This is a genomic window from Nakamurella deserti (assembly GCF_003260015.1).
In the GTDB taxonomy this organism is placed as follows: Bacteria; Actinomycetota; Actinomycetes; order Mycobacteriales; family Nakamurellaceae; genus Nakamurella; species Nakamurella deserti.
The window spans coordinates 79310-104436 of the sequence record NZ_QCXS01000003.1; the positions used below are offsets into that span (position 1 = coordinate 79310).

Sequence of the window (25127 nt, forward strand, 5' to 3'; positions counted from 1 at the left end):
CGTTCCGGGGCTTCTCGCGGTCGCCGCGCCGGATCCGGTGCGGGAGCGGTCAGTTCGCCGGGTCGAGACCCAGTTCCTGCAACAGGTAGACGATCTCGCCCGGCGCGTACCAGGCGAGCTCGAAGTCCTCGGCCGAGCCGACGACGAATTCCGCGTCGAGGTCGCCGAGGTCGGCCGCGTCCACCGCGGCCGCGGCAGCGGCCACCGCGTCGGCGGCGTCGGCGCCGTCCAGATGGACGGCCGCGACCGCGCGCCACGGGATCGGCGCGCCGAGGGTGACGACCGAGCGGTCGAGGTCCTCACGCTCCCGCACCTCGCCGTCCACGTCCGCGGCGATCACCACCCGCAGCGACGGGGTGTCCTCGCCCTGGGCGCCGATGAGGCGCAGCGACGCCCGGGCCGCGTCGACCATCGCCAGGTACTCCAACTCCTCGGTGTCGGCGCCGGGGGCGGAACGGGTCAGCTCACGGGTGACCGCGAAGGCGGTCCCGCGCAGCGGACCGACCTCCTGGTCGCGCACCGCCGCCGCCAGACCTCTCAGGGTGGTGGGGACGTACACGCGCACGCTCATTCGGCGGTCTCCGCTTCGGGGATCGGGTGAGGTGGGTCGGGTGTGGTGGCCGCTGCGGTGTCGGCGGTGGCAGCGGGCGTCGGGTGCGGCGGGGCCGGTCGCGGCGCCGGGCGGGGGCTTCCGGTGCGCCGCCGCGGCGCTCGCGCACCTGGGCGGGGGTCGGTGGACGTCGGACCCGGTCGTGCTTCCGGGTCCGACGATGGGGCGACAGCGGGCACGTCGTCGTCATGCGTCGCATCGGAAGGCACCGCGTCGGCAGGCGTGTCGTTCGCCGGCGTGGCCGCAGCAGGCGTGGCAGCGGCAGGCGTGGCCGAAGCCGGCGTGTCGTTCGCCGGCGTGTCGTTCGCCGGCGTGGCCGCAGCAGGCGTGGCCGCAGCAGGCGTGGCCGCAGCAGGCAGGGCGTTCGCCGGCGTCGCGACATCAGGCGACACGCCGGGAGGCGCGGTGACAGCGAGTCGAGCGTCGACGGGCGCCGCTACTCCACGCAGGGCGTCGGCAGGCGTCGCGGACAGGGTCGCGGCACTCCCGGCCGATGCTTCTTCGCTGGAAGCGCCGGTGGCCCCGGCGCCGTCGGTGGGAGCAGTGGCAGCGCGCGCCCGAACCGAGCCCGGACCCGCTGCCGGCGCCGCCGAAGCATCCGACGGGGTCGTGCGCGACTCCCGCGACGAGCGCGCACCCGCCGCCGATGACGCCCCGCCGTCCGACGATCCGTTCGTCCGTGATGCTCGCGCCGAACGCGGACCCGCTGCCGTTGCCGCGCCGTCCGACGAGCCCGCCGTGCGCGAGGCCCTCGACGAGCGAACGGCGGCCGGCGTCGCCGCGCCGTCCGGCGGCCCGGCCCTGCGCGACGCCCTGCGTGGTGCTGCAGCCGGCGGTGCACCCACCGCGTCGGAGACTTCCCGCGGGCGGGGGGCCGCCCGTGGCGCAGTCGGGGCAGCCAAAGCGTCCGCCACGGCCGGCGACGCGGCGGACGTCGCCGTCGGTTCCTGCTTGGGCGCATTCGCCGTGGATCGCGTTGTCGGGGTCGCGGTCCCGGCCGGTGCGGGACGGGTGGCCCGCCGGGTCGCGGTGGCCGGGAACTCGTCGACCGCCTCCTGCAGCAACGGTCCGAAGTCGTCCAGGTCGGGCATCGCGTCGCGGTCGGCGGTGAGCCCGAAGAACACCCGGCCGTTGTAGGACGTGACCGACACCGCCAGGGTCTGCCCCTGCGAGAGCGGCGCCACCGGATACATCGCGTCGACCGGGATGCCGGCCGCGTACAGCGGCACCTGCGGCCCGGGCACGTTGGTGACGAGCAGGTTGTACAGCCGCCGGCCGAGCTGCGAGCCGACCCGGGCGCCCAGGATGTGCAGCGTCGACGGCGCGAAGCGGCCCAGCTCCATCAGCGAGTCCGCGGCCACACTCTGCCCCGACTCCGTGTGGCCGGCCATCGCGAACGACACCTGGTGCAGCCGGATGACGGGATTGGGTTCGGACACCGGAAGGTCGATCAGGTACGACTCGACCGGCGCCGCCGTGTCGGCGGCGGTGCGCACCGAGACCGGCACCAGCGCCCGCAGCGTCGTCCCGGGGAGCACCGGCTCCCCCCGCGACACCAGGAACGACCGCAGCGCCCCCGCGATCAGGGTCAGGATGATGTCGTTGATGGTGCCGCCGTGGGTGTCCTGGATGGTCTTCAACCGGCGGAGGTCCACCGACACCCCGGCGAACCGGCGGGCCCCGCTGACCGGCACGTTCAGCATCGATCGTGGCGCCGGCCGGACGGCCCGGCGGGCGACGTGCCACATCCCGGCCAGCGTCCGACCGACCCCGTCCACGGTCGCCCGCACGTCCAGCGCGGCCAGTCGGACGGCGTCGACCACCTCGGCCGGACGGGTCGAGATGTCCACGACGGCGTCGACCACCAGGTCGATGTCGCTGGGCGCCGGGGTCGGCAGCCAGGGCCGTTCGGTGACCGGGCGGGGTTGCGGCGTGAGGTCGAGGATGGCGGCGGCGACGTCGACCGCACCCATCCGATCGACCATCGCGTGATGCGTCTTGTTGATCAGCGCCACCCGGCCGTCCGACAGGCCCTCGACGACGTAGAGCTCCCAGAGGGGACGAGACCGGTCCAACGGCCGCGAGATCAGTCGGCCGACCAGGTCGGCCAGTTGAGCGTCCGACCCCGGCTTCGCGAGCGCCGAGCGCCGTACGTGGTACATCAGGTCGAAGTCCTCGTCGTCGACCCACACGGGCCGGGCGAACCGGCCGGGCACGAACCGCACCTTCTGCCGGTACCGCGGCACCAGCGACAGCCGCGCCTCCACGAGCTCGACGATGGCGGTGTAGTCGAACGGGCCGGTGGGCTGCAGGATGACGACCCCGCCGACGTGCATCGGTGTCGTCGCGTCCTCGGTGTAGAGGAAGCCGGCGTCGGCGGGAGAGAGCCGGTCAGTCATGCCGTCGATGTTGGCACGGATGGTCCGGGGGCGGGTGCACGCCCCGGCCGGCGACCGGGACGGGGTTCTCCGGCGGAGCGACGTCGCCACCGCCGCGACGGGTCGGCGTGCCGGGCGCGGTCAGGCCCCGACGAGTTCCGACGTGCGCGCGAGGGCCGCGAGTCGGGTGCGCAGCTCGGACTTCGGCGCCGCCTCGGACAGCCCGAGCCCACGCGCCCAGGCCGCATCCGTGGCCGCCCGGTCGTCGGGCAGCACGGTGGCCTCCTCGATCCCGGTGAACCGTCGCAGCGCGGCGAGGGCGTCGGCGGCCGGGCCGACGCTGGAGCGCACCCGGTTCAGCACCACCTCCGGCGTCACCCCGGGCAGCGTCTCCCGCAGGTCGGACAGCGCCCGGACCAGCCGTTCCATTCCTGGCGGGTCGGCGGAGCCCACGACCAGGACCCGGTCGGCGGCGTCCAACAGGGTCAGCGTGGCCCCGTTGCGGCGCGGCGCGAGGGTGTCGAAACTCAGCTCCTCGTCCGCCTCGATGGCGAAGCCGCAGTCGGCCACCGTGACCGTGGCCAGCTGCCGGGCGGCCGTCAGCAGCGGAGCCAGCGAGGAGGGCCTGATCTCCGGCCAGCGGTCGGAACGCGCGATTCCGGTGAGCAGCCGCAGACGCGGTCCGACCGCCCAGCAGAACCGGTCGAGATCGGCCGGTCCGAGCCGGCCGTTGGCCGCCGCCCGGCAGGCGCCGGCGAGCCCGGGTGACTCCTCCAGGACGCCGAAGGCGCTGGCCAGCACGCCGCCGTAGACGTCGCCGTCGATCAGCAACGCTTCGGTGCCCTGTGCGGCGAGCGCGTCGGCGAGTCCGGCGGCGACGGTGGACCGTCCCGGGGCACCCGTCGGGCCCCACACCGCGACGAGTCGCCCGGGCGGGCCGGTCAGGTCGTCAGGTGGCTGATCCGCGGCCGGTGGCTGGGTGCCCGTGGGTGGCAGCGCCGACACGGGGTCGGCGGCTACTCCCGGTGGTGGCTCGACGGCGCGGCGGTCGGCGACCGCCTGCCGGGCGACGGCCAGCACCGCGTCCGCACCGTCGGTGTCGCCGACGAGGGCTTCGACACCGAGCCGCTCGAGCCGGGCGCGGGACCGGGTGTCGCCGGAGGCGAACACCCCGACCACGGTGACACCGGCGGACCGCAGCCGCTGCACCGCCTCGGTGTCCAAGCGCCGGAGGCTCCCGTCGACCACGGCGATCCGCGCCCGTCCGGTCGCCGCGGTCGCGAGCACCTCACCGATGTCGGCGCACCGCCGTACGACGGTCATCGGCGCGCCCGGACGCTCGAGTGAGGTCACCAGGTCGCTCTCCCACGGCTGGCCCGACCCGGCCGTCACCACACCGGGGACCGCGCCGCTCATGCGCCGGCCACCAGGACGACGACGGCCTCGCCCTGCGGCAGGGTGCGGACCAGCTCGTCCGCGGTGCGCGCGTCGACCAGCACCGCCACCTGGAACTGGGTGGCGGACGCTCCGGACAGTCCACCGGAGGATGGCGCGGTCACCGACTGGACGGTGAGACCACCGTCGAGCAGCTCGGTCTCGACGGTGGTGTCGCCCCCACTGAGCGACTCACGGCTGAGGTACAGGTCGATCACGGAGCCGTGGTCCACCCCCGGAGGGAACTTGTCGGCCGGTACCGGGACCACCACGATGCGACCGTCGGGCGGGTCACCCAGCGACGCGGCCGGCACCAGCTCGCCGGCCTGCAGCGGGGTGCCCACGGTGCGGCCGACCGGGTCGGATCCCGCACTGACGTACCGGCCACCCGCCTCACCGAGGTTGACGTCGAGCGGCTCCAGATCACCGGCGGTGAGCACCGTGCCGACCGCGAGCGGGCGGGCCGCGGACCAGATCGGCGCGGTCTGGGAACTCGCCGCGACCACCCGGGCGCCGACGACCACGGCGACGACGACCAGCAGGATGCCGCCGACGACGCGCGGGTCCAGCCAGCGCGGGGTGGTCAACCGACGCGGCGACCGTCCCGGTGCCTGCGTTGCCATGAACTGCTCTCCTCGTGGTGCGGAACGCCGACGCTGCGGGCTCACGGTGTGGATGGTCGGGACTCGGAAGGCGCGGTCGGTGCCAGAATCACATCAAAGACGTTCAAGCGTGTCCGTCGACGGCGTTGTCCACAGACATCGCGGCGCGGCACCCCGGTGGACCGGGACAGCAGAGGAAGGACCCCGGGTGACGACCGAACGTTTCCTGACGCTCGCCGACGTGGCGGAGATCCTGAACATCTCCATGTCGCAGTCGTACGCGCTCGTGCGCAGCGGCGATCTGCAGGGCATCCAGATCGGTGGCCGCAACCAGTGGCGGGTGGAGCGGACCAAGCTCGAGGAGTACATCGAGCAGGCCTACCGGCGGACGGCCGCGCAGCTCGCCGAGCTGCCGGCCGAGCTGTCGGAGACAGCGGAACGCTGACGTCCCGCCGCGGACGGATCCACCGTCGGCCCGGGCCACCGTCGCGCCCCGCCGACGATCACGACGGCGCGAACGGCATGTGAGACCACGCGGCACGACCGGTCCGGAACCGGCCGCGTGACCGACGATGACCGAGCAGGAACGAGCCGCGGTACGCCCCGCCCGGGACGAGGCGGCGCCGTCGCGCCGGTGGGTGCAGCCACCGCCCGATCCGACGTGCAGCACCGACCTGCAGTCATCTCCGCCGTCGGAACCGACCTCGTAGCCGACGAAGACCGGGCAGGAACGGGCCGCGGTACGCCCGGCCAGGAAAGGCGCGGCGCCGTCGCGCCGGTCGGTGCAGCCACCGCGCGACCCGACGTGCGGCACCGGCCCGCGGTGACCGCCGCCGCCGGCACCGACCTCGTAGCCGACGACGACCGAGCAGGAACGGGCCGCGGTACGCCCGGCCAGGAACGGCGCGGCGTCGTCGCGCCGGTCGGTGCAGCCACCGCGCGACCCGACGTGCGGCACCGGCCCGCGGTGACCGCCGCCGGCCGGACCCGGCGGATACCCGCCCGCTGTCGCCGCCCTCATCCGAGCGGCGCCGATCGGATCACCAGCACCGCGGCCAGCGGCACGAGAACGACACCTTGGACCGCGCCACTTCGGCGCGTCTCCCAGGCTGCGTGCGCGGCGAGCTCGAAGAAGTCGGCACCGACGCGGTCGATCGTGCCGGACAGGTCGGTCCCGTGGGTGGTGTGGACCGTGACCGCGGCACGGTCCCGCGCCACCGACCGGACCGCTTTGCGCAGGTCCAGACGACCGTCGACGGTTCCCAGGCCCGGCCCGGTGCGGCGTGACAGTCCTTCGACCCAGGCCACGGCCGACCAGGCCACGAGCAGATCGACCCCTGCCGACTCGCGGAGCAGCACGAAGTCGGGACCGACACGATCCAGCACGCCTGTCACCTGACGATCGCCGGCCAGCCGCAGGCGCACGGTGCTCCCCAGGGCGCCGACCAACCGTTCGACAGCCGGTACCGCACCGAAGGCGACCCGGGCACGATCCGCCTGCTCAGCGTCCTCGGCGGCATCGAGGAGTTCCTCGAACTGCCGGTCGAGGCTGTCGAACAGATCGTCCCAGCGCATGCCCCCACCAGAACACGCCGGCGCCACAGGCTGTGCGTACTTGCACCAAAGATGTGCGGCGAATGGATGAACAGCGTCCCTCCGAGTGAATGGCTGTCGCAGTGTGGGCAGCAGGCGGCCAGCGACTCCTTCCAACGGTCATGATTCGAGCGTTTGATGTTGTTTGGCTTGACTTGGCCCCTGGCCCTTCTTACGGTGCACTGATGGCGAACGACAGCAAACAGCGTCAAATGCAGCGATCTGCGCCCGGATCTCTCGGTACGTTGAGGGCGTGGTCGGTGCTCATCGGCGTTGCCGCGACCCTTGCTGTCCTGGTCAGCGTTCTGCCGTCACCAGCGGACGCGTTCTCGGCGCAGGTTCCGGCTGGCGTCTCGGCACAGCTGGATCACGCCGCCCTGGTCGTGGCGACCGTCGTGACCTGGACCCTCGTCGCGTGGCTCGCCGGAGTCCTGATCCTCTGGCTCGCTGCCCATACGCTCCTACGCGGTCGGCGCCGGAACGTGGTCATCACCCGACTGGCCCAGCTCCTGTTGCCCAAGACCCTGCGCGGCATTGTCATCACCGCTGTCGGAGTCGGGGCGATGGCGGCCATGGCCGGATGTGCGCCGGGAGCAGCCGCCGACACACCGATCGCCACGAGCCCCGGCAGCACCTCCGGCACGGCACCGGGGTTGACGGTGGACCTCGACTGGCCGGTCGATCCCCCGCTTGCGACAGCGCCGGACCCCGTGACGGAACCACCACCGCCGCCACCGTCGTTGGTCCCCACCGCCTCCATCACCTCCGCGGCTCCGGACACGATGACGGAACCACCGCCGCCGCTATCGGTGGCCAAGGGCTCCATCACCTCCCCGACGCCGGACAGCCCGCCTCCACCGCCGGCCGGTGTCGCGAGCACCACCGCAGCGGATGCGCCGGACGCAGCGGACGAACGTCCGACGACGAGCGCCGGCACACCCTCGGCCGAGGTCGCCGGGTCCCCCGCGACCGCCGACGTCGCCGAAGCAGCTCCGAAAGCGGCGACCACGACCGCAGAATCCGGCGTCCTCGGAACCGTCCAGGCACCCACGGCCGACGACGGCACCGCCGCCGATCCGACAGACCTGCCATCCGCCTCGGCGCCACCGGCAGCAGAGCCGGCCCCGCCACCGGGCGCCACTCCGCCCGGCGCAGCCACCGACGGGTCCGCTTCGCCGCCCTCCGCGCCGTCCGCACCGGCGTCACCGTTCTCGACGGTGACCGTGGTCGCCGGCGACTCCCTGTGGTCGCTGGCCGCCGCCCACCTTCCAGCTGACGCCACCGACGTCGATGTCGCCCTCGCCTGGCCGCACTGGTACGCGTCGAACCAAGCCCTCATCGGTGACGACCCCGGGCACATCGAGCCCGGCTGGCAGCTCACCATTCCGTCCGACCGAGAGGACCTCCCGTCATGACCACCGCGCTCTCCACAGAGACCCGCACCTCGCCCCCGACCGCGACCGACGCCGTGCCGACGGAGCCGGTGCCCACCCGTCCGGCGCCGTCGCCGGCGCGTCTGCGTGCCGGCAGAACCACGCCGGTGGGCGCGGCGACGGCCCGGCCGTTGCCGGCGCGGCGCATGTACCTCGTGCCCGTGCCGGACTCGGAGCCGCCGTTCGACGACGAGCGGCCGGGCTACGGGCCGGTCGCGGGGTCGGCGGCCCGATGGACCCTGTCCCGGTCGATCGGCGCACCGGTCGCGGACTGGACGGTGCCGGGCTGGTGCAACGACGCTGACATGGGCGTCAGCCGAACCCGCAGCAGCGCGCTCCCCGACCCACGCCAGACTGCCGGGGTGCTGTCGCGGGCAATTCTCGAAGCGTTGGCCGGGTTGCGTCAGCTCAACCAGCTGAGCACCCACTGTTCACCGGAGGTCTTCGCCGGTCTGAAGGTCCGGGTCCGTGCGGGAGGCAGCCCGCCCAAGCTGATGTCGGTGCGGGCGAGCGAGCCCACCGACGGAGTCGCCGAAGCCAGCGCGGTGTTCCGCCGGGGCAACCGGGCGGCGGCGCTCGCATTCCGGATGCAGGGCATCGACGGTCGGTGGCGGGTCACCGAGTTGCAGATCGGCTGATCCGGGCTCTTCACCGTCTTCGAGGAAGTCCGCACGGGCCGAACGCGACTGGGTGTCGGGGCCCGCTCCGGCCATGTGTCGCAGTCCGGTCGCCCACACCGTTCCAGCGAGGTGCGTGCGGTCCGTCGCGCCGACCACGCCCGCAGCGGTGGCCCCGATCTGGCGCACGAAATCACGCCGTGCCACCGTGCACCCGCTCAGCCGGACGCGATCCGATGGGCACGGCGGCGCACGGCCGTCGGTCCGGTGCCGTCGACGCGTCCGGTTTCGGCGTCATCGGCAGTTCTTGGATTGCCGCCCGCTGAGGTGCCGCACGAATCGGGCCGTGCCCACCCTGCAGGCTCAGCGGAATCAAATTCGAGGGGTAAACCGATCGTCCGACAGTCGGTCCGCTGCCGTGGGCGCGCTCGGCTTCGGTCTCACCGGCAGGTCATGACTTGCCGCCCTGAGGTGCCGCACGAATCAGGCCGCGCCCACCCTGCAGGCCCGGCAGAATCAGATTCCGTGGGCAGACCGGCGATGCGCCCCCCTTGGGGCCGGTCCCGTCGACAACCCGGCCCCCCGGCCGGTCGCTGATCACCGCCGGCGAGGTCCGCCGCCGCACGAATCAGGCCGCGCCCACCCTGCACTCTCGGCACACTCCGAGCCGAGAGACAGACCGGCGGTGCGACCGGATCGCTCTCGTCGACACACCCGGCCCCCGGCCGGTCGCCCATGACGTCGGCTGGTGTGCCGCACGAATCAAGCCGCGCCCACCCTGCACTCCCGGCACACTCCGAGCCGAGAGACAGACCGGCGGTGCGACCGGATCACTCTCGTCGACACACCCGGCCCCCAGCCGGTCGCCCATGACGTCAGCTGAGGTGTGCCGCACGAATCAAGCCGCGCCCACCCTGCACTCTCGGCACATCCAAATTCGGTGGGCAGACCGGCGACGCCCCCCTCGGGGTCGGTCCCGTCGACAACCCGGCCCCCCGGCCGGTCGCTGACCACCGACAGCCGGGTGTGCCCTACGAACTGGGCTGTTATCAGACATGCGGGCTTAGCGTATTCCAATCCGGTGGGCAGACCGACACGAGACCTCGGTCGCTCGGTGGTCAAGCCCGCTTCCGTCACCGTCCGGTCGCCCATGACGTCGGCTGGTGTGCCGCACGAACCAGGCCGTGCCCACCCTGCAGGCTCGGCACATCCAGATTCCGTGGGCAGACCGCGATGCGACCCCCTCGGGGTCGCTCCCGTCGACGACCGACCCCCGGCCGGTCACTCATCACCGACGGCTGAGTGTGCCGTTTGAATCAGGCCATGCCCAGCCTGCAGGCTCGGCCGACTCCACGCCGATGAACAGACCGGCTCAGCCCCCTGAGCGACCACCTGGCGGCCAACGGGTCACCGTCATGACCACACACACATCGGGCACGAAGGTCGGCGGCGGGATGGGCCCGCCGGCCGGTCCGCCCCGCAGCCCCGCGTAAGCCCCGCGTAAGCCCCTTGCTGGAGGGCACACCGAAACCGTCCGCAACACCCCCAACGACAGAACTCCCGCCACCGGAACGGTGACGGGAGTTCTGCGGGACCGGGAGGTCAGGCGCCGGGGCGCCCGTGGCAGAGCTTGTACTTGCGGCCCGAACCACACGGGCACGGGGAGTTGCGCGAGGCCGGCGCTTCGACGGTGCCTGCCCCCGCGCTCTTGCGGGTCGCCGTGGACTGCGTGCCGCCGTCTTCGCTGGGACCGGTGTAGGTCAGCTGCTGCTGCTTCCCGGCCGGCGCCCCGAGACCCTTGGCGCGCAGCGCCGACGGTCCCTCGACCACCGGGGTCGGCACCTTCTGCTGGCTCGGCAGCGCCTCCACGGGACGCTGCTGGCGGCGGACCACCTGCGGACGCGCGGCCGGTGCAGCCGCCTGCCCGTTCCCGGTGGCCTGCCCGTTCGCCGCGGGGGCGGTGCCGTTGGCCGCCGCACCGTTGCCCGCCGACGCCACCGCGGGCGCCGGAGTGGTCGCGGGGACCTCCGCTGCGGGAGCCGGCGACGGCGCCGGCTCGGCTGCCGTCACCTGCACCTGCAGGTTGAACAGGAACCCGACCGACTCCTCCTTCAGCGAGTCGAGCATCGCCTGGAACATGTCGTAGCCCTCGCGCTGGTACTCGACCAGCGGGTCGCGCTGCGCCATCGCCCGCAGGCCGATGCCCTCCTTGAGGTAGTCCATCTCGTACAGGTGCTCGCGCCACTTCCGGTCGAGCACCGACAGCACGACCCGACGCTCGAGCTCGCGCATGATGGGCGCGCCGAGCGACTCCTCGCGACGCACGTACGCGGCGCGGGCGTCGTCGAGGACGGCCTTCTTGAGGCTGTCCGCCGACAGGTCACCGTGGTCCTTGGCGACACTCTCGGGCGTGACGCTGATCGGGTACAGCGTCTTCAACGCCGCCCACAGCGCGTCGGTGTCCCAGTCCTCGGAGTATCCCTCGCTGGTCGCACCGGTGACGTAGGCGTCGATCACGTCGGTGATCATGTGCTGGACCTGCTCGTGCAGGTCCTCGCCGTTGAGCACGCGCTTGCGCTCGTCGTAGATGACGGTGCGCTGCTGGTTCATGACCTCGTCGTACTTGAGGACGTTCTTGCGGATCTCGAAGTTCTGCTGCTCGACCTGCGTCTGGGCGTTCTTGATCGCCTTGGACACGAAGTTGTGCTCGATCGGCATGTCCTCCGGCATCCGCAGCCGGGTCATCAGCGCCTCGACGGTCTGCCCGCCCACCCGGCGCATCAGGTCGTCACCCAGCGACAGGTAGAACCGCGACTCACCCGGGTCGCCCTGCCGGCCGGACCGGCCACGGAGCTGGTTGTCGATGCGCCGCGACTCGTGGCGCTCGGTGCCCAGCACGTACAGACCGCCCGCGTCGCGGACCTTCTCCGCCTCGGCGGCCGTCTTCCTGGTGGCCGCCTCGACCGCCTCCGGCCACGCCGCCTCGTACTCCTCGGGGGTGTCCGTGGGGCTCAGACCCTTGTTGCGCAGGTCCAGGTCGGCGGCGAAGTCGACGTTGCCGCCCAGGATGATGTCGGTGCCTCGACCGGCCATGTTGGTGGCCACGGTGACCGCACCCACCCGGCCGGCCTGCGCGATGATCGCGGCCTCCCGGGCGTGGTTCTTGGCGTTGAGGACCTCGTGCGGGATCCCCGCGCGGAGCAGCTTCTTGCTCAGCAGTTCCGACTTCTCGACGCTCGCGGTACCGACGAGGACCGGCTGGCCCTTCTCGTGCCGCTCGGCGATGTCGGTGACCACCGCGTCGAACTTGGCGTCCTCGGTCTTGTAGATGAGGTCGGCCTCGTCGAGGCGCTGCACCGGCCGGTTCGACGGGATCGGCACCACCCCGAGCTTGTAGGTCTGGTTGAGCTCCGCGGCTTCGGTCTGCGCGGTACCCGTCATGCCGGACAGCCGCTCGTACAGCCGGAAGAAGTTCTGCAGGGTGATGGTCGCCAGGGTCTGGTTCTCCGCCTTGACCTCGACGCCCTCCTTGGCCTCGATGGCCTGGTGCATGCCCTCGTTGTAGCGGCGGCCGTGCAGCACGCGTCCGGTGAACTCGTCGACGATCAGCACCTCGCCGGAGACCACGATGTAGTCGCGGTCCTTCTTGTAGAGCTCCTTGGCCTTCAGCGCGTTGTTGAGGAATCCGACGAGCGGGGTGTTGACCGACTCGTAGAGGTTGTCGATGCCCAGCGCGCGCTCGATCTTGGCGACGCCCTCCTCGGTGACGCCGACGGTGCGCTTGCTCTCGTCGACCTCGTAGTCGGTCTCCTTGACAAGGCGCGGGGCCAGCCGGGCGAACTCGCTGTACCACTTCGACGACTGGTCGGACGGACCGGAGATGATCAGCGGCGTCCGGGCCTCGTCGATGAGGATGGAGTCGACCTCGTCGATGACGGCGAAGGCGTGACCGCGCTGGACGAGGGCGTCCTTGGACCACGCCATGTTGTCGCGCAGGTAGTCGAAGCCGAACTCGTTGTTGGTGCCGTAGGTGATGTCGGCGTCGTAGGCGGCCTTGCGCTCCTCGGGCGTCAGCTGGCTGAGGATGACCCCGACCTCGAGCCCCAGGAAGCGGTGCACGCGGCCCATCCACTCGCTGTCGCGCTTGGCGAGGTAGTCGTTCACCGTGACGATGTGGACGCCCTTGCCGGCCAGCGCGTTGAGGTACGCCGGGAGCGTCGACACCAGGGTCTTGCCCTCACCGGTCTTCATCTCGGCGATGTTGCCCAGGTGCAGCGCGGCGCCGCCCATCAGCTGGACGTCGAAGTGCCGCTGGCCCAGCGTCCGCTTGGCGGCCTCGCGGACCACCGCGAAGGCCTCCGGCAGCAGGTGGTCCAGCGTCTCGCCGTCGGCGAGCCGGGCCTTGAACGTGTCGGTCTGGCCGCGGAGTTCGGCGTCGGTCAGACCGACGTAGTCGTCCTCGAGGCCGTTGATGTGGTCGGCGATGGTGCGCAGCCGCTTGACCGTCTTCGCTTCACCGGCTCGCAGCAGGCGGGAAAAAACCACGTGTTCACCCTCAGTCAGTCATCGGACCCGGCCACGGTGGTCACCACTGAGGTGTCCGCCGCGCCCGGAGTCCGGGTCGCGTGTCGCGAGCTGTCCCCCGACCCGCACGTACATGGCAGCGTGCAGCAGCCGAGTCGTCCTCGACTCGTCCATGGTAGGCGCTGCTCACCACGTGGGGGCCGCCACCGCGAAGGTCGGCCCGGCGGGCGTCGACCCGGCCCCGTCATAGGGCTCGGTGCCAGCGACGCCGGGGTCCCCGCCGACGCGGGAACCGCGACCGCCCCGGAGGGACGGCCGCGGCCCCGTCGCTTCAGCCGGCCAGCCGGATGAGGCCGTAGTCGAAACCGTGCCGCCGGTAGACCACGGTGGCCAGCCCGGTGTCGGCGTCGTTGAACAGGTAGAAGTCGTGCCCGACGAGCTCCATCTGGAACAGCGCCTGGTCGACGGTGATGGGGTCCGCGGGGTGGTCCTTGACCCGGACGACCCTTCCCGGACCCCCGTCGGCGCCCTGACCGTAGGAGTCGGATTCCTCGGTCTCGACGAGCGTCGCGGTGCTCCCGTTCTGGTTCTGTGTCGCCTCGTCGACCAGGGAGCCCACGAGTTCGTTGTCGTGCGGGAGTGCGGTGATGGGAGTGCGGTCGTGGCTCTTGTGCTGACGGCGGTCGTGGGCCCGCCGGGCGCGGTTCTCGAGTTTGTCCATGGCCTGTTCGAGGGCGGCGTAGAAGTTCTCCGCCTTGGCCTCGGCGCGGACGGCCGGGCCCTTGGTCACCAGCGTGATCTCGACCTTCTGGCAGACCTTGGCCAGCCTCCGGTTGGTCTCGTGACTCAGGGCGATCTCTGCGCGCACGATCTTGGAGTCGTACCGCTCGATCCGGCTCAGCTTGTCCGCGACCTTGGCCCGGTAGTGCTCCGGGACCTCGACATTGCGTCCGGTGACAACGATGTCCACATCTCCTCCTTCGCTCCGGCCGTTCTCGGACCGGTTGGGCTTTCAAGGTGGAACGCCGGTCCCCCGGAGACCGGGTGTGGCGGCGTACGCGGTGCCCAGCACCGAGGGATGTACGCCCGAACCTACGCGACTTCACGGACCGCGCAAGGGCGGTACCACTCCTGGTCGAATCCGTTGTCACAGAACGTGATCGCCGCGCTCACCGGGCCATCGGGGGTACCGCGGCGAGCGTGAGCACCGCCTGGACGGGATGGCCTCGACGGTGCAGCACGGCCGCCGCGGCCGCCGCGGTGGCGCCCGTGGTGAGGACGTCGTCGAGGAGGACGACCGGCGCACCGGAGGGCGGCGCGGCCCGTCCGTGCCAGCGAACGCGCCCCTGGAGGTTGGCCCGGCGGGCGGCCGCGTCCAGCCCCACCGAGTCACGGGCGCCACGCCCGGTCGACAGACACGGTGCGACCCCGCTGGGCAGGCCCGCGGCCACCGCGACCGTCGCCGCCGCCCGGGCCATCGCCGTCATCGGGTCGCCACCGCGGCGGCGCGCGGCCGCGGGCCGGGTCGGGGCGGGCACCAGCCACAGCGGGGCGAGCACCACCGACACGGCGGTCAACCGCACCAGTGCGGCACCCAGCGCATCCCCGAGGACCGCGGGCAGGTCCCGCCGTCCGTGCTCCTTCGCGGCCAGCACCGCCGCCCGGACCGGCCCCCGGTAGCGGGTCAGCGCGTACGCGGGCGGCACGTCCGACGCGTCGTCGGTGGGCGGCGGCAGCACCCGACGCGGACGTCCCCCGAGGACCGCCGCGCAGGACGCGCACCACGGCACGGCGGCACCGCATCCCGGGCAGGTTCGGGGCAGGACGAGGTCGAGCAGCGTGGTCCACATGCGCGGAGCCTGCCGCGACGCCAGCCCGAGCGGGCGTCGGGAATCCGCCGCGGTGGACAGTGTCCACCGATTGGCGCGCTGTGGACGCCGGACGGTCCGACACGTCGGCCGGGCGCGGCGACACGCCGGTGCGACCCGGCTCCGGCTGAGCCCGCCCGACGCCGACCACCGAGCCATCCGGCACCACCCGCCCAGCACCGCGCACCCGGCACCACCCGACCGCCGCCGACCCTGCGCCGCCCGTTCAGCACCGCGCACCAGTGCCACCCACCCGGCGCCACCCACCCGGCTCAGCCCGGCACCGCCCTGCACCGCGCACCCGCGCCGCTCGCCCGGCACCTTCCGCCCGGCACGGCACCCCCTGCACTGCGCACCCGGCACGCACCGCCCCGGGACACGGCGCCACGGCCGCACGAGCGTCAGGCCGGGTACAGCGGCCACCGGCCGACCGCGGTGGCGCCTTCGGGGTCCACCGGCACCCAGTCACCGCTGCTGTCGTCGCCCCGCAGCTGCAGGATCACCCCACCGGAGCTGATCAGCGTCGGCAGCGCACCGGTGGCACCCACCGCATCGACGTCGGCCACGATGCCACGGGTGCTCAGCGCGGACCGCTGCCGGCCGTCCACCCCGATCCGCCACACGGCGCGGTAGGTGCTCGCCGGGTCCGACGCCGCGACCAGCAGGTTCAGCGAGTTCGACCAGAGCACCGTGCGCACGGTCAGGTCGTTGCGCAGTCGCACCGGCACCCCCACGGTGGCCACCCCGGACCCCCCGCCGCTGTCGCCCCCGGCGGTGGCGTCGTCGGCGTAGATCACCGACGCGAGGTAGAGGCCGCCGTCGGCCACGACCGCGACCCGGGCGCCGTCGGACGACAGGGCCAGGCCGGTGACCGGGCCGAGCCCGGCGAGGCTCGACGAGTCCACCGGGTAGCGGCTGCCGTCGGTGAGGAGCCGGACGACCTCGGGGCTGGTGGCGCCGTTGATCACCGTCCACACCTCGTCGCCGCTGCGGGAGAACGACGGCGGGGTGAAGGTCTGCGCGGTCAGCCGCGGCTCCATCGGTTCCGGCGCGAGCGGCGCACCGACGTACAGGGTCTGAGCGCCCTCCGGTCCGCCGACCACGGCGAGGTCGCCGGTGGCCGCGGACATCCCGGCGCTCACCGCGGCCAGCTCGCCGGTACCGGCGTTGCCCGACAGGGGTACGCCCCGCAGGTTCACCACCGCGCCCTGGTCGGTGACGTAGTAGCCGACCGTGCTGGTGGGCCCGGAGCCCGGGACGCCGTCGGGGTCGAAGGAGCCGAGCACCCCGGTCGTCCAGATCGCCTGGTTGGCGTCCAGCGGCGTGCCGTCGACGAGGATCCGGATCCGCGCGGCGTCCAGCCGCAGCGTGTAGACCAGCTCGGCGGCCACCCCGCGGGCGGCCGCGGCGGTCAGCGACGGCAACCCGGTCAGGTCGACCTGCAGCACGCCGTCGGCGGTGGCGGTGATGGGAACGCGGGGCCGGGCGCCCTGCAGACTGTTGCGGACGGCGCCGATGAGCGGCGTGCTGGGGCCGGCGATCAACGAGTCGACCAAACGGCTGACCAGCGTCCCCGGCGACAGGGAGCTGTTCGGCAGCCAGCGCCGGTCCGGGACGACGAGGGTCCCGGCGTGGTTGAGGAAGTAGACCTCGCGCTGGGTGAAGGCCAGGTTGAAATCGCTGACCGACAGGATCAGCTGCTCCGGCGGGTTCTGGATGCGCCACTCGCCGTTCACCTGGACCAGTGCGATCGCCACCGTGAACTCGGTCCGCGGCGTGGGCACGTACGACCCGTCGGAGGCCAGGTAGCCGTCGGACGTCCCCGACAGCTGGACCGTGTCGCCGGCGCCGCTCGGTCCGGTCAGCACGTCGTAGCGCGGGCTGGCCGACAGGATCATCACGCCGCCCTGGTCGGTGCGCCAGGACACCTTGGCCGCGTCGGTCAGGTACGAACGGGCCGCGACCAGCGGCAGGTCCTGGTCGATGCGCGCACCGGCGGCGACGAACCCGCGGACGATCTCCTGGGGGCTCAGCCCGTCGGCGGGGGTCGTCTCGCGGACCTGGGTGCCGGGGTCGGCGACCTGGGTGTAGTCGATCGGATCCCCACCGCTGGGTACCGTCGCGCAACCGGTGACCGCCACCAGCGCCGCGACCAGCAGGATCACCAGCTTCGACCTCATGTCGGCTCCGGACGGTGCTCGTCGGGGTCGGCGGCCGCGCCGGAATTGAAGCCGCTGGACAGCGCCGACAGCGCCGCGGCGCTGAGCAGCCCGTCGTTGCCGGAGGCGACGGGGACCGCGCTCACCGGCAGCTGCATCTCCTCCGGCACGGAGTGCGTGAACTGGCTGACCGAGGCCGGTCCGACCGGGCCGGCGGATTCGTCGGGGTCCAGCGGCAGCGGCGAACCGAGGAGCAGGGTGCCCTGCCGGCGCGGCAGCGTCAGCCGGAACCGCGCTCCGTCGCCGGGTCGGCCGAACGCCTGCAGCCAGCCGCCGTGCAGGCGCGCGTCCTCGAGCGAGATGGCCAGGCCCAGGCCGGTGCCGCCGGTCTGCCGCTGCCGGGACGGGTCGGCGCGCCAGAAGCGGTTGAACACCAGCCCGGCCTCCCCCGGCTTGAGACCGACCCCGGAATCGGAGACCACGACGGCCACCGCGGTGTCGTCCGCGGCCAGCTCGACCTCGACCGGCCGGCCCTCCGCGTGGTCGATGGCGTTGGCCAGCAGGTTGCGCAGGATCCGCTCGATCCGCCGGGAGTCGATCTCGGCGCGGACCGGCTCGTCCGGGAGCATCGTGATGATCTGCACCCCGGCCTGGGCGGCGATGTTGGTGACGGTGTAGATCGCGTTGCCGATCGCCGACCGGATATCGATGACCTCGGCGTTGAGCTCAGCCATGCCGGCGTCGTAGCGGCTGATCTCCAGCAGGTCGGCGAGCAGCACCTCGAAACGGTCCAGTTCGTCCACCATCAATTCGGTGGAGCGGGCCAGGTGCGGCGGCAGCTCCTCGCGGTCGGCGTGCAGCAGGTCGGCCGCCATCCGGACGGTGGTCAACGGCGTCCGCAGCTCGTGCGAGACGTCCGAGGTGAACTGCCGCTGCAGCTGACCGAACTCCTCCAGGCGGCGGATCTGGGCCTTGATCGCCTGGGCCATGCCGTTGAACGACCGCGACAGCTGCGCCAGCTCCACCGGGCCGCGGACGGCCATCCGTTCGTCGAGGGCGCCGCCGGCGAGCCGGCTGGCGGCGGCCGAGGCCTGCCGCACCGGCCGGACGACCTGGTAGGCCACCAGCGCCGCGATCAGCGCCAGCAGCAGCAACAGCAGCGCACCACCGACGAGCAGGGTGTTGCGGACCAGGTCCAGCGTCTGCTGCTCACCGGACAGCAGGTAGATCAGGTAGAGCTCGTAGCTCTCGTTGCGGGTGCTCACCGGCGCACCGACGATGAGCGCCGGGACCTGCAGGCCGTCCCGGATGACGGTCACGTACTGCGACGCCAGCTGGCCCGCCTGGATCCGCTCGCGCAGCGACTCGGGGACGTCCGACGAAGGCCCCGCGCCGACCTCGTCGGCCAGCAGCGGTCGCCGGATCAGCACCGGTTCGAACACGCCGGCGTTGGAGCCCTGGCTGCTGCTGCCGTCACCGCCGGCCGGGTCGGCGAGCTGCTCCAGCGCCAGGTTCAGCCGGCCCTGCACGCGGCTCGGGTCGACCTCGGCGCCGACCAGGTTGTCGGCGGCCGACTGCCGCGCGGCATCCACCTCGGCCACCGCCGCGTCGACCTTGTTCTGCAGCAGCCGCTCGGTGATCTGGCTCTGCAGGGCGACCCCGAGCACCCCCATGACCAGCGCGGACAACGCCATCGTGGCGACGATGACCCGGACCCACAAGGACCGCAGCAGGAAGCCGCCGAAGCGGCGCACCCGGGCGGGTACGGACCGCGAGGTACTCGCGACCGGCCGGGACACCCCGAAGCGGGCCGCCCGGGCCACGGGGACCTCGGCCGGCCGGCTCATCCCGGCAGGCCCGGCATTACTGGGCGCCGGCCTTGTACCCGACGCCGCGGACGGTCAGGACCACCTCGGGACGTTCCGGGTCGCGCTCGATCTTGCTGCGCAGCCGCTGCACGTGGACGTTCACCAGCCGGGTGTCGGCGGCGTGCCGGTAGCCCCACACCTGCTCGAGCAGCACCTCCCGGGTGAACACCTGCCGGGGCTTGCGGGCCAGCGCGACCAGCAGGTCGAACTCCAGGGGGGTCAGCGAGATCTGCTCGTCGTCGCGGGTGACCTGGTGCCCGGGGACGTCGATGTCGATGTCGGCGACGCGCAGCCGCTCGGCGGCGCCCACGTCGGTGCGGCGCAGCCGGGCGCGGATCCGCGCCGTCAGCTCCTTGGGCTTGAACGGCTTGACGATGTAGTCGTCCGCGCCGGCCTCGAGGCCCAGGACGACGTCCACGGTGTCGGTCTTGGCCGTCAGCATGATGATCGGCAGCCCCGACTCCAGCCGGATCTCCTTGCAGATCTCCAGGCCCGACATCCCGGGCAGCATCAGGTCGAGCAGGATGAGGTCCGGATGGGTCTCCCGGAACGCGTCCACCGCCTTCGCGCCGTCGCGGACGACGGCGGTGTCGAAGCCGTCACCGCGCAGCACGATGGTCAGCATCTCGGCCAGGGCCGGGTCGTCGTCCACGACGAGCACACGGGATCTCATGGGTCCATGGTGACAGGAGTCGCGCGCTGCCGGGGTGCCGACGCCCGGTCGGGCGCCGCCGATCGGGCGCGGCCGATCGGGTCGACGGCCGTCGCAGGTCACGCCCGTGGCGGCCGGGCCGCCCGGCCACGCCTGGGACGATGGACCGGTGAGCCAACCCTGGAAGCCGTCCCCGACCCCGCCGGCCGGTCGGCGCGACCCGCAGGGCGCGCCCTGGCCGGGACTGATCCCGCTGCGGCCGCTGGGCGTGGGTGACGTCTTCGGCGCCGCGTGGCGACTCGTCCGCACCCACGCCGCGCTGCTGTGCCTGGTCGCCCTGGCCGGCACCCTGCTCGGCGGCGCGGCCGTCTTCGGCGTCCTCGCCCTGTTCCCCGACGACGCGCCGGCCGCCGAGACCGCCTGGCTGCGCCGCTTCGAGGCCGGCCGGTTCGAGCTGCCGCCGCTGTCGCTGGTGCTCCCGCTGCTGGTCGGCGCGGTGTTCAGCTACCTGACCATCATCGCGGTGTCCGGGCTCGCGACCGCCCTGGTCGGCGACGCCTCCCTCGGCCGCACCCCCACCGCACGGGCTGTCCTCGACCGCATGCGTGGCCGCTGGGTCGCGCTCGTCGCGGTGTCGGTCGTGGTGGCCGTGCTGGTGCTGGCCGGGCTGATGCTCTTCCTCGTCCCCGGTTTCCTCGTCCTGTCGGTGCTGCTGCTCGCCGCCCCGGTGGTCGTGCTCGAGAAGGCCGGGGCCGTCGCGGCGCTGCAGCGGTCGGCCCGGCTGACCCGCGGCGTCCGCGCCCGCATCCTCGGCATCGCCGTGCTGGCCCAGCTCATCGCCTCGCTGGTCAGCTCGGCGTTGCTGGGTCTGCTGCCGGATTCGGCGACCGTGTCCGCGACCGTCGTGGCACTGGCCGTGCAGGCCCTCGTCGCCGCCGTGACGGTGCCCTGGACGGCGGGGGTGATCGCGCTGCTCTACGTGGACACCCGCATCCGCAAGGAGGGTCTGGCGCAGAACCTGCTGCAGGCCTCGATGCGTCAGGTCTGACCTCAGGCGGGACCGAGCAGGTCCGCGGGGATCGGCACCGCACCCCCCGCGGCGGGCCGCAGCACCCGCCACGGCGACAGGTACTGCTCGTCGGCCAGGGCCGCGTACATCGTCGCCGTCCGGCGCTGCAGGCCGCCGTCGGATTCGAAGTTGTCCAGCGCCCGGTCGGCGGACTCGTCGGCCCGGCGCAACGCTCGCGCCCGGGCGACCGCGGGCTCGACGTCGAGCAGGATCTGCAGGTCCGGGACCGGCACCCCGAACCGCTCGACCTCGAGCTCGCGGACCCAGGACGGGAAGTCGTTCGGGGCGGTCGGCGCCCCCAGCCGCGCCGCACCGTACGCCGCGTTGGATGCGACGTAGCGGTCGAGCAGCACGATGTCGTTGCCGGCGAGCAGGTCGCGGATCTCGTCGGCGGCGTCCCGGCGGTCCAGCGCGAACAGCAGCGCGGTCCCGTGGACGGAGTCCGAGAGGTCGCCCATCCTGCCGTACAGGGCGTCCCTGACGAGCTCGGCGTAGACGCTGTCGGTGTACCGGGGGAACGCCAGCTGCGCGACGCGGCGACCCTGCGCCTTCCACTTCGCGCTCAGCGACGCGGTGAGCGTCGCCTTGCCCGAACCGTCGAGCCCCTCGATCACGAGCAGCCTGCCGACCACGGATCCCCTTCCCACCCGGCGCGCGGCATCATCCGCGCGCCGTCCCGGACGTCAGTGGTGCAGGCTCAGTAACGGTAGTGGTCGGCCTTGAACGGGCCCTCGACGTCGACGCCGATGTACTCCGCCTGCTCCTTGGTGAGCCGGGTGAGCTCCCCGCCCAGCGCCTCGACGTGGATCCGGGCGACCTTCTCGTCGAGCTGCTTGGGCAGCCGGTAGACCTCGCGGTCGTACTCCTGGTACTTGGTGAACAGCTCGATCTGGGCGATCACCTGGTTGGCGAACGACGAGCTCATCACGAACGACGGGTGGCCGGTCGCGTTGCCCAGGTTCAGCAGGCGTCCCTCCGAGAGCACCAGGATCGTGCGGCCCGAGGGGAACGTCCACAGGTGCACCTGCGGCTTGATCTCGGTCTTGTGGATCCCGGGGATGCGGGCCAGCCCGGCCATGTCGATCTCGTTGTCGAAGTGGCCGATGTTGCCCAGGATCGCCTGGTGCTTCATCGCCTGCATGTGCGCGACGGTGATGATGTCCTTGTTGCCCGTGGTGGTGATGACGATGTCGGCCTCGCCGATGGCCTTGTCGATGGTGGTGACCTGGAAGCCGTCCATCAGCGCCTGCAGCGCGCAGATCGGGTCGATCTCGGCGATGACCACACGGGCGCCCTGGCCGCGCAACGACTCCGCGCTGCCCTTGCCGACGTCGCCGTACCCGGCCACCAGCGCCACCTTGCCGCCGATGAGGACGTCGGTCGCGCGGTTGATGCCGTCGATGAGCGAGTGCCGGACGCCGTACTTGTTGTCGAACTTGCTCTTGGTCACCGAGTCGTTGACGTTGATCGCCGGGAACAGCAGCTCCCCCGCGGCGGCCAGCTGGTACAGCCGCAGCACACCGGTGGTGGTCTCCTCGGTGACGCCGCGCAGCTGCGGGCTGACCCGGGTCCAGTACTGCGGATCGTTGGTCAGCGACTGCCGCAGCAGGTCGAGGATAACGCCGTACTCCTCGCTGTCGTCCTCCTGGGTCGGGGGGACGACGCCCGCCTTCTCGTACTGCACACCCTTGTGGATCAGCAGTGTCGCGTCGCCCCCGTCGTCGAGCAGCATGTTCGGGCCCTGCTCGGTGCCATCGCCGGCAGCGGGCCAGCGCAGCATCTGGTCGGTGCACCACCAGTACTCCGGCAGCGTCTCACCCTTCCAGGCGTAGACCGAGACACCCTGCGGCGCCTCCTCGGTGCCGTAGGGGCCGACGACGGTCGCGGCGGCGGCGTGGTCCTGGGTGGAGAAGATGTTGCAGCTGACCCAGCGGACGTCGGCGCCGAGGCTCGTCAAGGTCTCGATGAGCACGGCGGTCTGCACGGTCATGTGCAGCGAGCCGGCGATGCGGGCGCCCTTGAGCGGCTGGACGTCGGCGTACTCGCGGCGCAGCGACATCAGGCCCGGCATCTCGTGCTCGGCCAGGGTGATCTCCTTGCGGCCGTACTCGGCCAGCGAGAGGTCGGCGACCTTGAAGTCGAGGTGGCCGATGCGGTCCGCCACCAGGTGGGACGTCGCGGCGGTGGAGGCGGGGGCTGACATGGAACTCCTCTGGAACGGCACGGGGCGCGGACGGCATCGCCGCTCGGGTCGCGGGACCTGCGGGAGGCCCCGTCGTCGGACCGATCGGGCGCGCGGCACCCGGGTCGATCCCCGCTGAGATTACCCGCTGGGCAAGGCCCGGCCGCAGCCGTGGCGGCACGCACGCCCCATCCTCGTCGGCAGGGCGGGGCCGGCGTCGGATCCCCGTCGAGGGCGCCGGGTAGAACTGCGGGGACGGGCACCGGTCGCAGAACGCGCGACGACGGCGGCCCGGACGGAGGGTGCGCGGATGCCGGTGCTGATCGGAACGTCGGGCTGGCAGTACAACGACTGGGCGTGGCGCTTCCACCAGGGGGTTCCCAAGCGGCGCTGGTTCGAGCACACCATGACCTGGTTCCGCACCACCGAGCTCAACGTCAGCTTCTACCGGCTGCCCCCACTGACGACGTTCCAGGGCTGGCGGGCGCGCAGCCCCGACGACGCGATCATCACGGTGAAGGCGTCGCGCTACCTGACCCACATCAAGAAGCTGGCCGAGCCGGAGGAGCCGGTGGCCCGGCTGATGGGCCGCGCCGAGGGACTCGGACCGAAGCTCGGGCCGATCCTGGTGCAGCTGCCGCCGACGCTGCAGGTCGACGTCGGCGCGCTGGCCCGCACGCTCGACGCGTTCCCGGCCGGCACCCGCGTCGCCGTCGAGGTGCGCCACGAGAGCTGGTGGATCGACGAGGTGCGGCAGCTGCTGGAGGAACGTCGGGCCTGCTGGGTGTGGGTGGACCGCGGTGGGCAGCCGTGGGGCCCGCTGTGGCGCACCACCGACTGGGGTTATCTGCGGCTGCACTGGGGTGACGCCGACCCGGCACCGAACTACCACCGGCACAGCCTGGCCGCCTGGGTACGCCGCTGGGTCGACGTCAGCGAGGACTGGCAGGACTTCTTCGTCTACTTCAACAACGACGGCCGGTGCGCGGCGGTGGACAACGCGATCACCTTCGCCGAGGAGGTGCGGTGGGCGGGCCGGACGGCGTCGCGGGTGCCGGGCATCCGGCCCGACAGCTGGAGCTGACACCCGCCGCCGGACCCCGTTCCGACCCGGGCGGTCAGCCCAACGGGAGCGCGCCGGCGCCGAGGCCCACGACGGTGCCGGTCAGGGTGCCCTCGCCGAAGAGCTCGACGACGCACTGCGGCAACGGGATGTAGGTGCGGACGGCGTTGCCGGCCGGGTCGACGGCGTCGATCTCGCGGATCGAGGCCGGGAACAGCGAGACCGCGCTGACCTGCAGGCGGCCGCCGAACGTGGGGTCCGATGCGCCGGTGACCGCCGCGGCCAGATCGGTGCAGGCGGCGGCGAGGGTGTCGTCGTCGGGCATCCCGGTGAAACGCTGCGCCTCGTCGAAGACGGACCGGATGCGGAACGACGCGAGGACCTCGATGCGGTGCGGCTGGTCGCACGTCAGCGTGACCGGCCCCCAGGCGTTGGTGGCGGCCTGCACACAGCTGCTCAACCGGCTCGGCGGCGCCGCGGCGTCGGTGCCACGCAGGCTGCCGGTGACCGGCTGCCGGTCCGGGGCGACCAGGATGCAGGCGGCCCACCCCCGGGTCGGGGTGCGTTCCGACGGCGGCGCGGCCAGGAGCTGACTGTCGACCACCGGGCTCGTCGGGTTCCAGAACGCCGCGCCCGGCAGGTCCGCCGGGTGCACCCATTCCGTCTGCGCCGCCGCGCATCCCGCGGTGCTGACCTGACCGCCGCCGCCGAACGGGTAGGCCGCGACGGACCGGAAGTCGCCGACGCCCTCCGGGATCGTCCCGGCGGGCCAGGTCTGCAGCACCTCCGCGTGGTGCGGAGCCCCGCACGGCACCACCGACACCGATGTGCGCGTCAGGTCCAGACAGCTGCCGACCGGCGGCGGCGGCGGCAGCGGTCGCGCGGTCGGGGTGCCGGGCACGCCCCGGTCGAGCGCGGCCGAGGCAACCAGGACGAGGACGACGGCGGCGGCCAGGATCAGGACGCCGAGCCCGCGGCGCCCGCCGGCGGGTCGAACCGGGGCCTGCACGGTGAGCGTCGGCGCCATGCGGCCGAGGGTACGTCGGCGCGCCCCGCACCCGCCGGGAGCCGTTCC

The 25127-nt window shown here is 72.8% G+C and carries 19 protein-coding genes; 5 read left to right on the plus strand and 14 right to left on the minus strand.

Translation table 11 applies throughout. The features are described from left to right. Nucleotides 1-49: 49 nt before the first annotated feature. From DB033_RS13775 to DB033_RS13790, 4 genes are all read right to left on the minus strand, one after another. Nucleotides 50-571 carry a DUF6912 family protein gene (locus DB033_RS13775; RefSeq protein ID WP_157970686.1) on the minus strand — a complete coding sequence of 174 codons (522 nt, stop codon included), beginning with the start codon at nt 569-571 and terminating at the stop codon, nt 50-52. After that, nucleotides 568-3009 carry a WS/DGAT/MGAT family O-acyltransferase gene (locus DB033_RS21140; RefSeq protein ID WP_111768304.1) on the minus strand — a complete coding sequence of 814 codons (2442 nt, stop codon included), beginning with the start codon at nt 3007-3009 and terminating at the stop codon, nt 568-570. The genes DB033_RS13775 and DB033_RS21140 overlap by 4 nt, the downstream gene beginning before the upstream one ends. 120 nt (nt 3010-3129) lie before the next feature. Continuing rightward, on the minus strand, nt 3130-4404 hold the full coding sequence (locus tag DB033_RS13785; protein ID WP_111767541.1) for a CpaE/TadZ family protein: 1275 nt from the start codon (nt 4402-4404) through the stop codon (nt 3130-3132). Continuing rightward, a complete protein-coding gene (locus DB033_RS13790) occupies nt 4401-5045 on the minus strand; it encodes an SAF domain-containing protein (protein WP_111767542.1) in 645 nt (214 codons plus the stop codon). The genes DB033_RS13785 and DB033_RS13790 overlap by 4 nt, the downstream gene beginning before the upstream one ends. A gap of 187 nt (nt 5046-5232) precedes the next feature. Here DB033_RS13790 and DB033_RS21145 point away from each other — a divergent pair, with 187 nt between their 5' ends. Further along, a complete protein-coding gene (locus DB033_RS21145) occupies nt 5233-5469 on the plus strand; it encodes a helix-turn-helix domain-containing protein (protein WP_205843897.1) in 237 nt (78 codons plus the stop codon). 572 nt (nt 5470-6041) lie between these two features. On the opposite strand, the gene DB033_RS13800 is transcribed toward DB033_RS21145, so the two are convergent. Next, nucleotides 6042-6599 (minus strand): hypothetical protein, encoded by a 558-nt coding sequence (locus DB033_RS13800; protein WP_111767543.1) that lies wholly within the window; start codon nt 6597-6599, stop codon nt 6042-6044. 89 nt (nt 6600-6688) lie between these two features. On the opposite strand from DB033_RS13800, the gene DB033_RS20750 reads away from it, so the two are divergent. Continuing rightward, complete coding sequence (locus DB033_RS20750; RefSeq protein WP_157970687.1) at nt 6689-8032, plus strand: LysM peptidoglycan-binding domain-containing protein; 1344 nt, start codon at nt 6689-6691, stop codon at nt 8030-8032. After that, nucleotides 8029-8688 (plus strand): Rv3235 family protein, encoded by a 660-nt coding sequence (locus DB033_RS13815; protein WP_111767546.1) that lies wholly within the window; start codon nt 8029-8031, stop codon nt 8686-8688. The genes DB033_RS20750 and DB033_RS13815 overlap by 4 nt, the downstream gene beginning before the upstream one ends. A 1581-nt stretch (nt 8689-10269) precedes the next feature. On the opposite strand, the gene secA is transcribed toward DB033_RS13815, so the two are convergent. The 6 genes from secA to mtrA form a co-directional block, all read right to left on the minus strand. Then, nucleotides 10270-13212 carry a preprotein translocase subunit SecA gene (gene secA / locus DB033_RS13820; protein WP_111767547.1) on the minus strand — a complete coding sequence of 981 codons (2943 nt, stop codon included), beginning with the start codon at nt 13210-13212 and terminating at the stop codon, nt 10270-10272. Between the two features lie 310 nt (nt 13213-13522). Beyond that, on the minus strand, nt 13523-14161 hold the full coding sequence (gene hpf, locus DB033_RS13825) for a ribosome hibernation-promoting factor, HPF/YfiA family (protein WP_111767548.1): 639 nt from the start codon (nt 14159-14161) through the stop codon (nt 13523-13525). 199 nt (nt 14162-14360) lie between these two features. Next, nucleotides 14361-15041: a ComF family protein gene (locus DB033_RS13830; protein ID WP_157970688.1), complete on the minus strand. Its 681-nt coding sequence runs from the start codon at nt 15039-15041 to the stop codon at nt 14361-14363. A gap of 419 nt (nt 15042-15460) precedes the next feature. Further along, the gene (locus DB033_RS13835) at nt 15461-17239 is read right to left on the minus strand and encodes an LpqB family beta-propeller domain-containing protein (protein ID WP_111767550.1); all 1779 of its coding nucleotides are present in this window, start codon (nt 17237-17239) and stop codon (nt 15461-15463) included. Beyond that, nucleotides 17236-19065, minus strand: coding sequence for an MtrAB system histidine kinase MtrB (mtrB, locus tag DB033_RS13840; protein ID WP_111767551.1), 1830 nt, complete (start codon nt 19063-19065; stop codon nt 17236-17238). Before mtrB ends, DB033_RS13835 begins: the two co-directional genes overlap by 4 nt. A 16-nt stretch (nt 19066-19081) precedes the next feature. Continuing rightward, a complete protein-coding gene (mtrA, locus tag DB033_RS13845; RefSeq protein WP_111767552.1) occupies nt 19082-19759 on the minus strand; it encodes an MtrAB system response regulator MtrA in 678 nt (225 codons plus the stop codon). 148 nt (nt 19760-19907) lie between these two features. Between mtrA and DB033_RS13850 the strand changes: the two genes are divergently transcribed. Further along, complete coding sequence (locus DB033_RS13850) at nt 19908-20786, plus strand: hypothetical protein (RefSeq protein WP_157970689.1); 879 nt, start codon at nt 19908-19910, stop codon at nt 20784-20786. A gap of 2 nt (nt 20787-20788) precedes the next feature. Here DB033_RS13850 and DB033_RS13855 read toward each other — a convergent pair whose 3' ends face one another. Next, nucleotides 20789-21439, minus strand: a complete 651-nt coding sequence (locus tag DB033_RS13855) for a dTMP kinase (RefSeq protein ID WP_205843898.1) — start codon at nt 21437-21439, stop codon at nt 20789-20791. A 65-nt stretch (nt 21440-21504) separates the two neighbouring features. Beyond that, nucleotides 21505-23010 carry an adenosylhomocysteinase gene (ahcY, locus tag DB033_RS13860; RefSeq protein ID WP_111767555.1) on the minus strand — a complete coding sequence of 502 codons (1506 nt, stop codon included), beginning with the start codon at nt 23008-23010 and terminating at the stop codon, nt 21505-21507. 289 nt (nt 23011-23299) lie between these two features. Here ahcY and DB033_RS13865 point away from each other — a divergent pair, with 289 nt between their 5' ends. Further along, the gene (locus tag DB033_RS13865; protein WP_111767556.1) at nt 23300-24073 is read left to right on the plus strand and encodes a DUF72 domain-containing protein; all 774 of its coding nucleotides are present in this window, start codon (nt 23300-23302) and stop codon (nt 24071-24073) included. Between the two features lie 34 nt (nt 24074-24107). On the opposite strand, the gene DB033_RS13870 is transcribed toward DB033_RS13865, so the two are convergent. Next, complete coding sequence (locus DB033_RS13870) at nt 24108-25079, minus strand: septum formation family protein (RefSeq protein WP_111767557.1); 972 nt, start codon at nt 25077-25079, stop codon at nt 24108-24110. Between the last annotated feature and the right edge of the window lie 48 nt (nt 25080-25127).

Excerpts from the sequence above, each read along its gene's own strand:
- DB033_RS13865 (WP_111767556.1), top strand. The coding sequence starts at position 23,300 with ATGCCGGTGCTGATCGGAACGTCGGGCTGGCAGTACAACGACTGGGCG.
- DB033_RS13815 (WP_111767546.1), top strand. The coding sequence starts at position 8,029 with ATGACCACCGCGCTCTCCACAGAGACCCGCACCTCGCCCCCGACCGCG.
- mtrA (WP_111767552.1), bottom strand. The coding sequence starts at position 19,759 with ATGAGATCCCGTGTGCTCGTCGTGGACGACGACCCGGCCCTGGCCGAG.
- DB033_RS13775 (WP_157970686.1), bottom strand. The coding sequence starts at position 571 with ATGAGCGTGCGCGTGTACGTCCCCACCACCCTGAGAGGTCTGGCGGCG.
- DB033_RS20750 (WP_157970687.1), top strand. The coding sequence starts at position 6,689 with ATGGCTGTCGCAGTGTGGGCAGCAGGCGGCCAGCGACTCCTTCCAACG.
- DB033_RS13800 (WP_111767543.1), bottom strand. The coding sequence starts at position 6,599 with ATGCGCTGGGACGATCTGTTCGACAGCCTCGACCGGCAGTTCGAGGAA.
- DB033_RS13790 (WP_111767542.1), bottom strand. The coding sequence starts at position 5,045 with ATGGCAACGCAGGCACCGGGACGGTCGCCGCGTCGGTTGACCACCCCG.
- DB033_RS13830 (WP_157970688.1), bottom strand. The coding sequence starts at position 15,041 with ATGTGGACCACGCTGCTCGACCTCGTCCTGCCCCGAACCTGCCCGGGA.
- DB033_RS13835 (WP_111767550.1), bottom strand. The coding sequence starts at position 17,239 with ATGAGGTCGAAGCTGGTGATCCTGCTGGTCGCGGCGCTGGTGGCGGTC.
- DB033_RS21140 (WP_111768304.1), bottom strand. The coding sequence starts at position 3,009 with ATGACTGACCGGCTCTCTCCCGCCGACGCCGGCTTCCTCTACACCGAG.
- DB033_RS13785 (WP_111767541.1), bottom strand. The coding sequence starts at position 4,404 with ATGAGCGGCGCGGTCCCCGGTGTGGTGACGGCCGGGTCGGGCCAGCCG.
- mtrB (WP_111767551.1), bottom strand. The coding sequence starts at position 19,065 with ATGAGCCGGCCGGCCGAGGTCCCCGTGGCCCGGGCGGCCCGCTTCGGG.
- DB033_RS13870 (WP_111767557.1), bottom strand. The coding sequence starts at position 25,079 with ATGGCGCCGACGCTCACCGTGCAGGCCCCGGTTCGACCCGCCGGCGGG.
- ahcY (WP_111767555.1), bottom strand. The coding sequence starts at position 23,010 with ATGTCAGCCCCCGCCTCCACCGCCGCGACGTCCCACCTGGTGGCGGAC.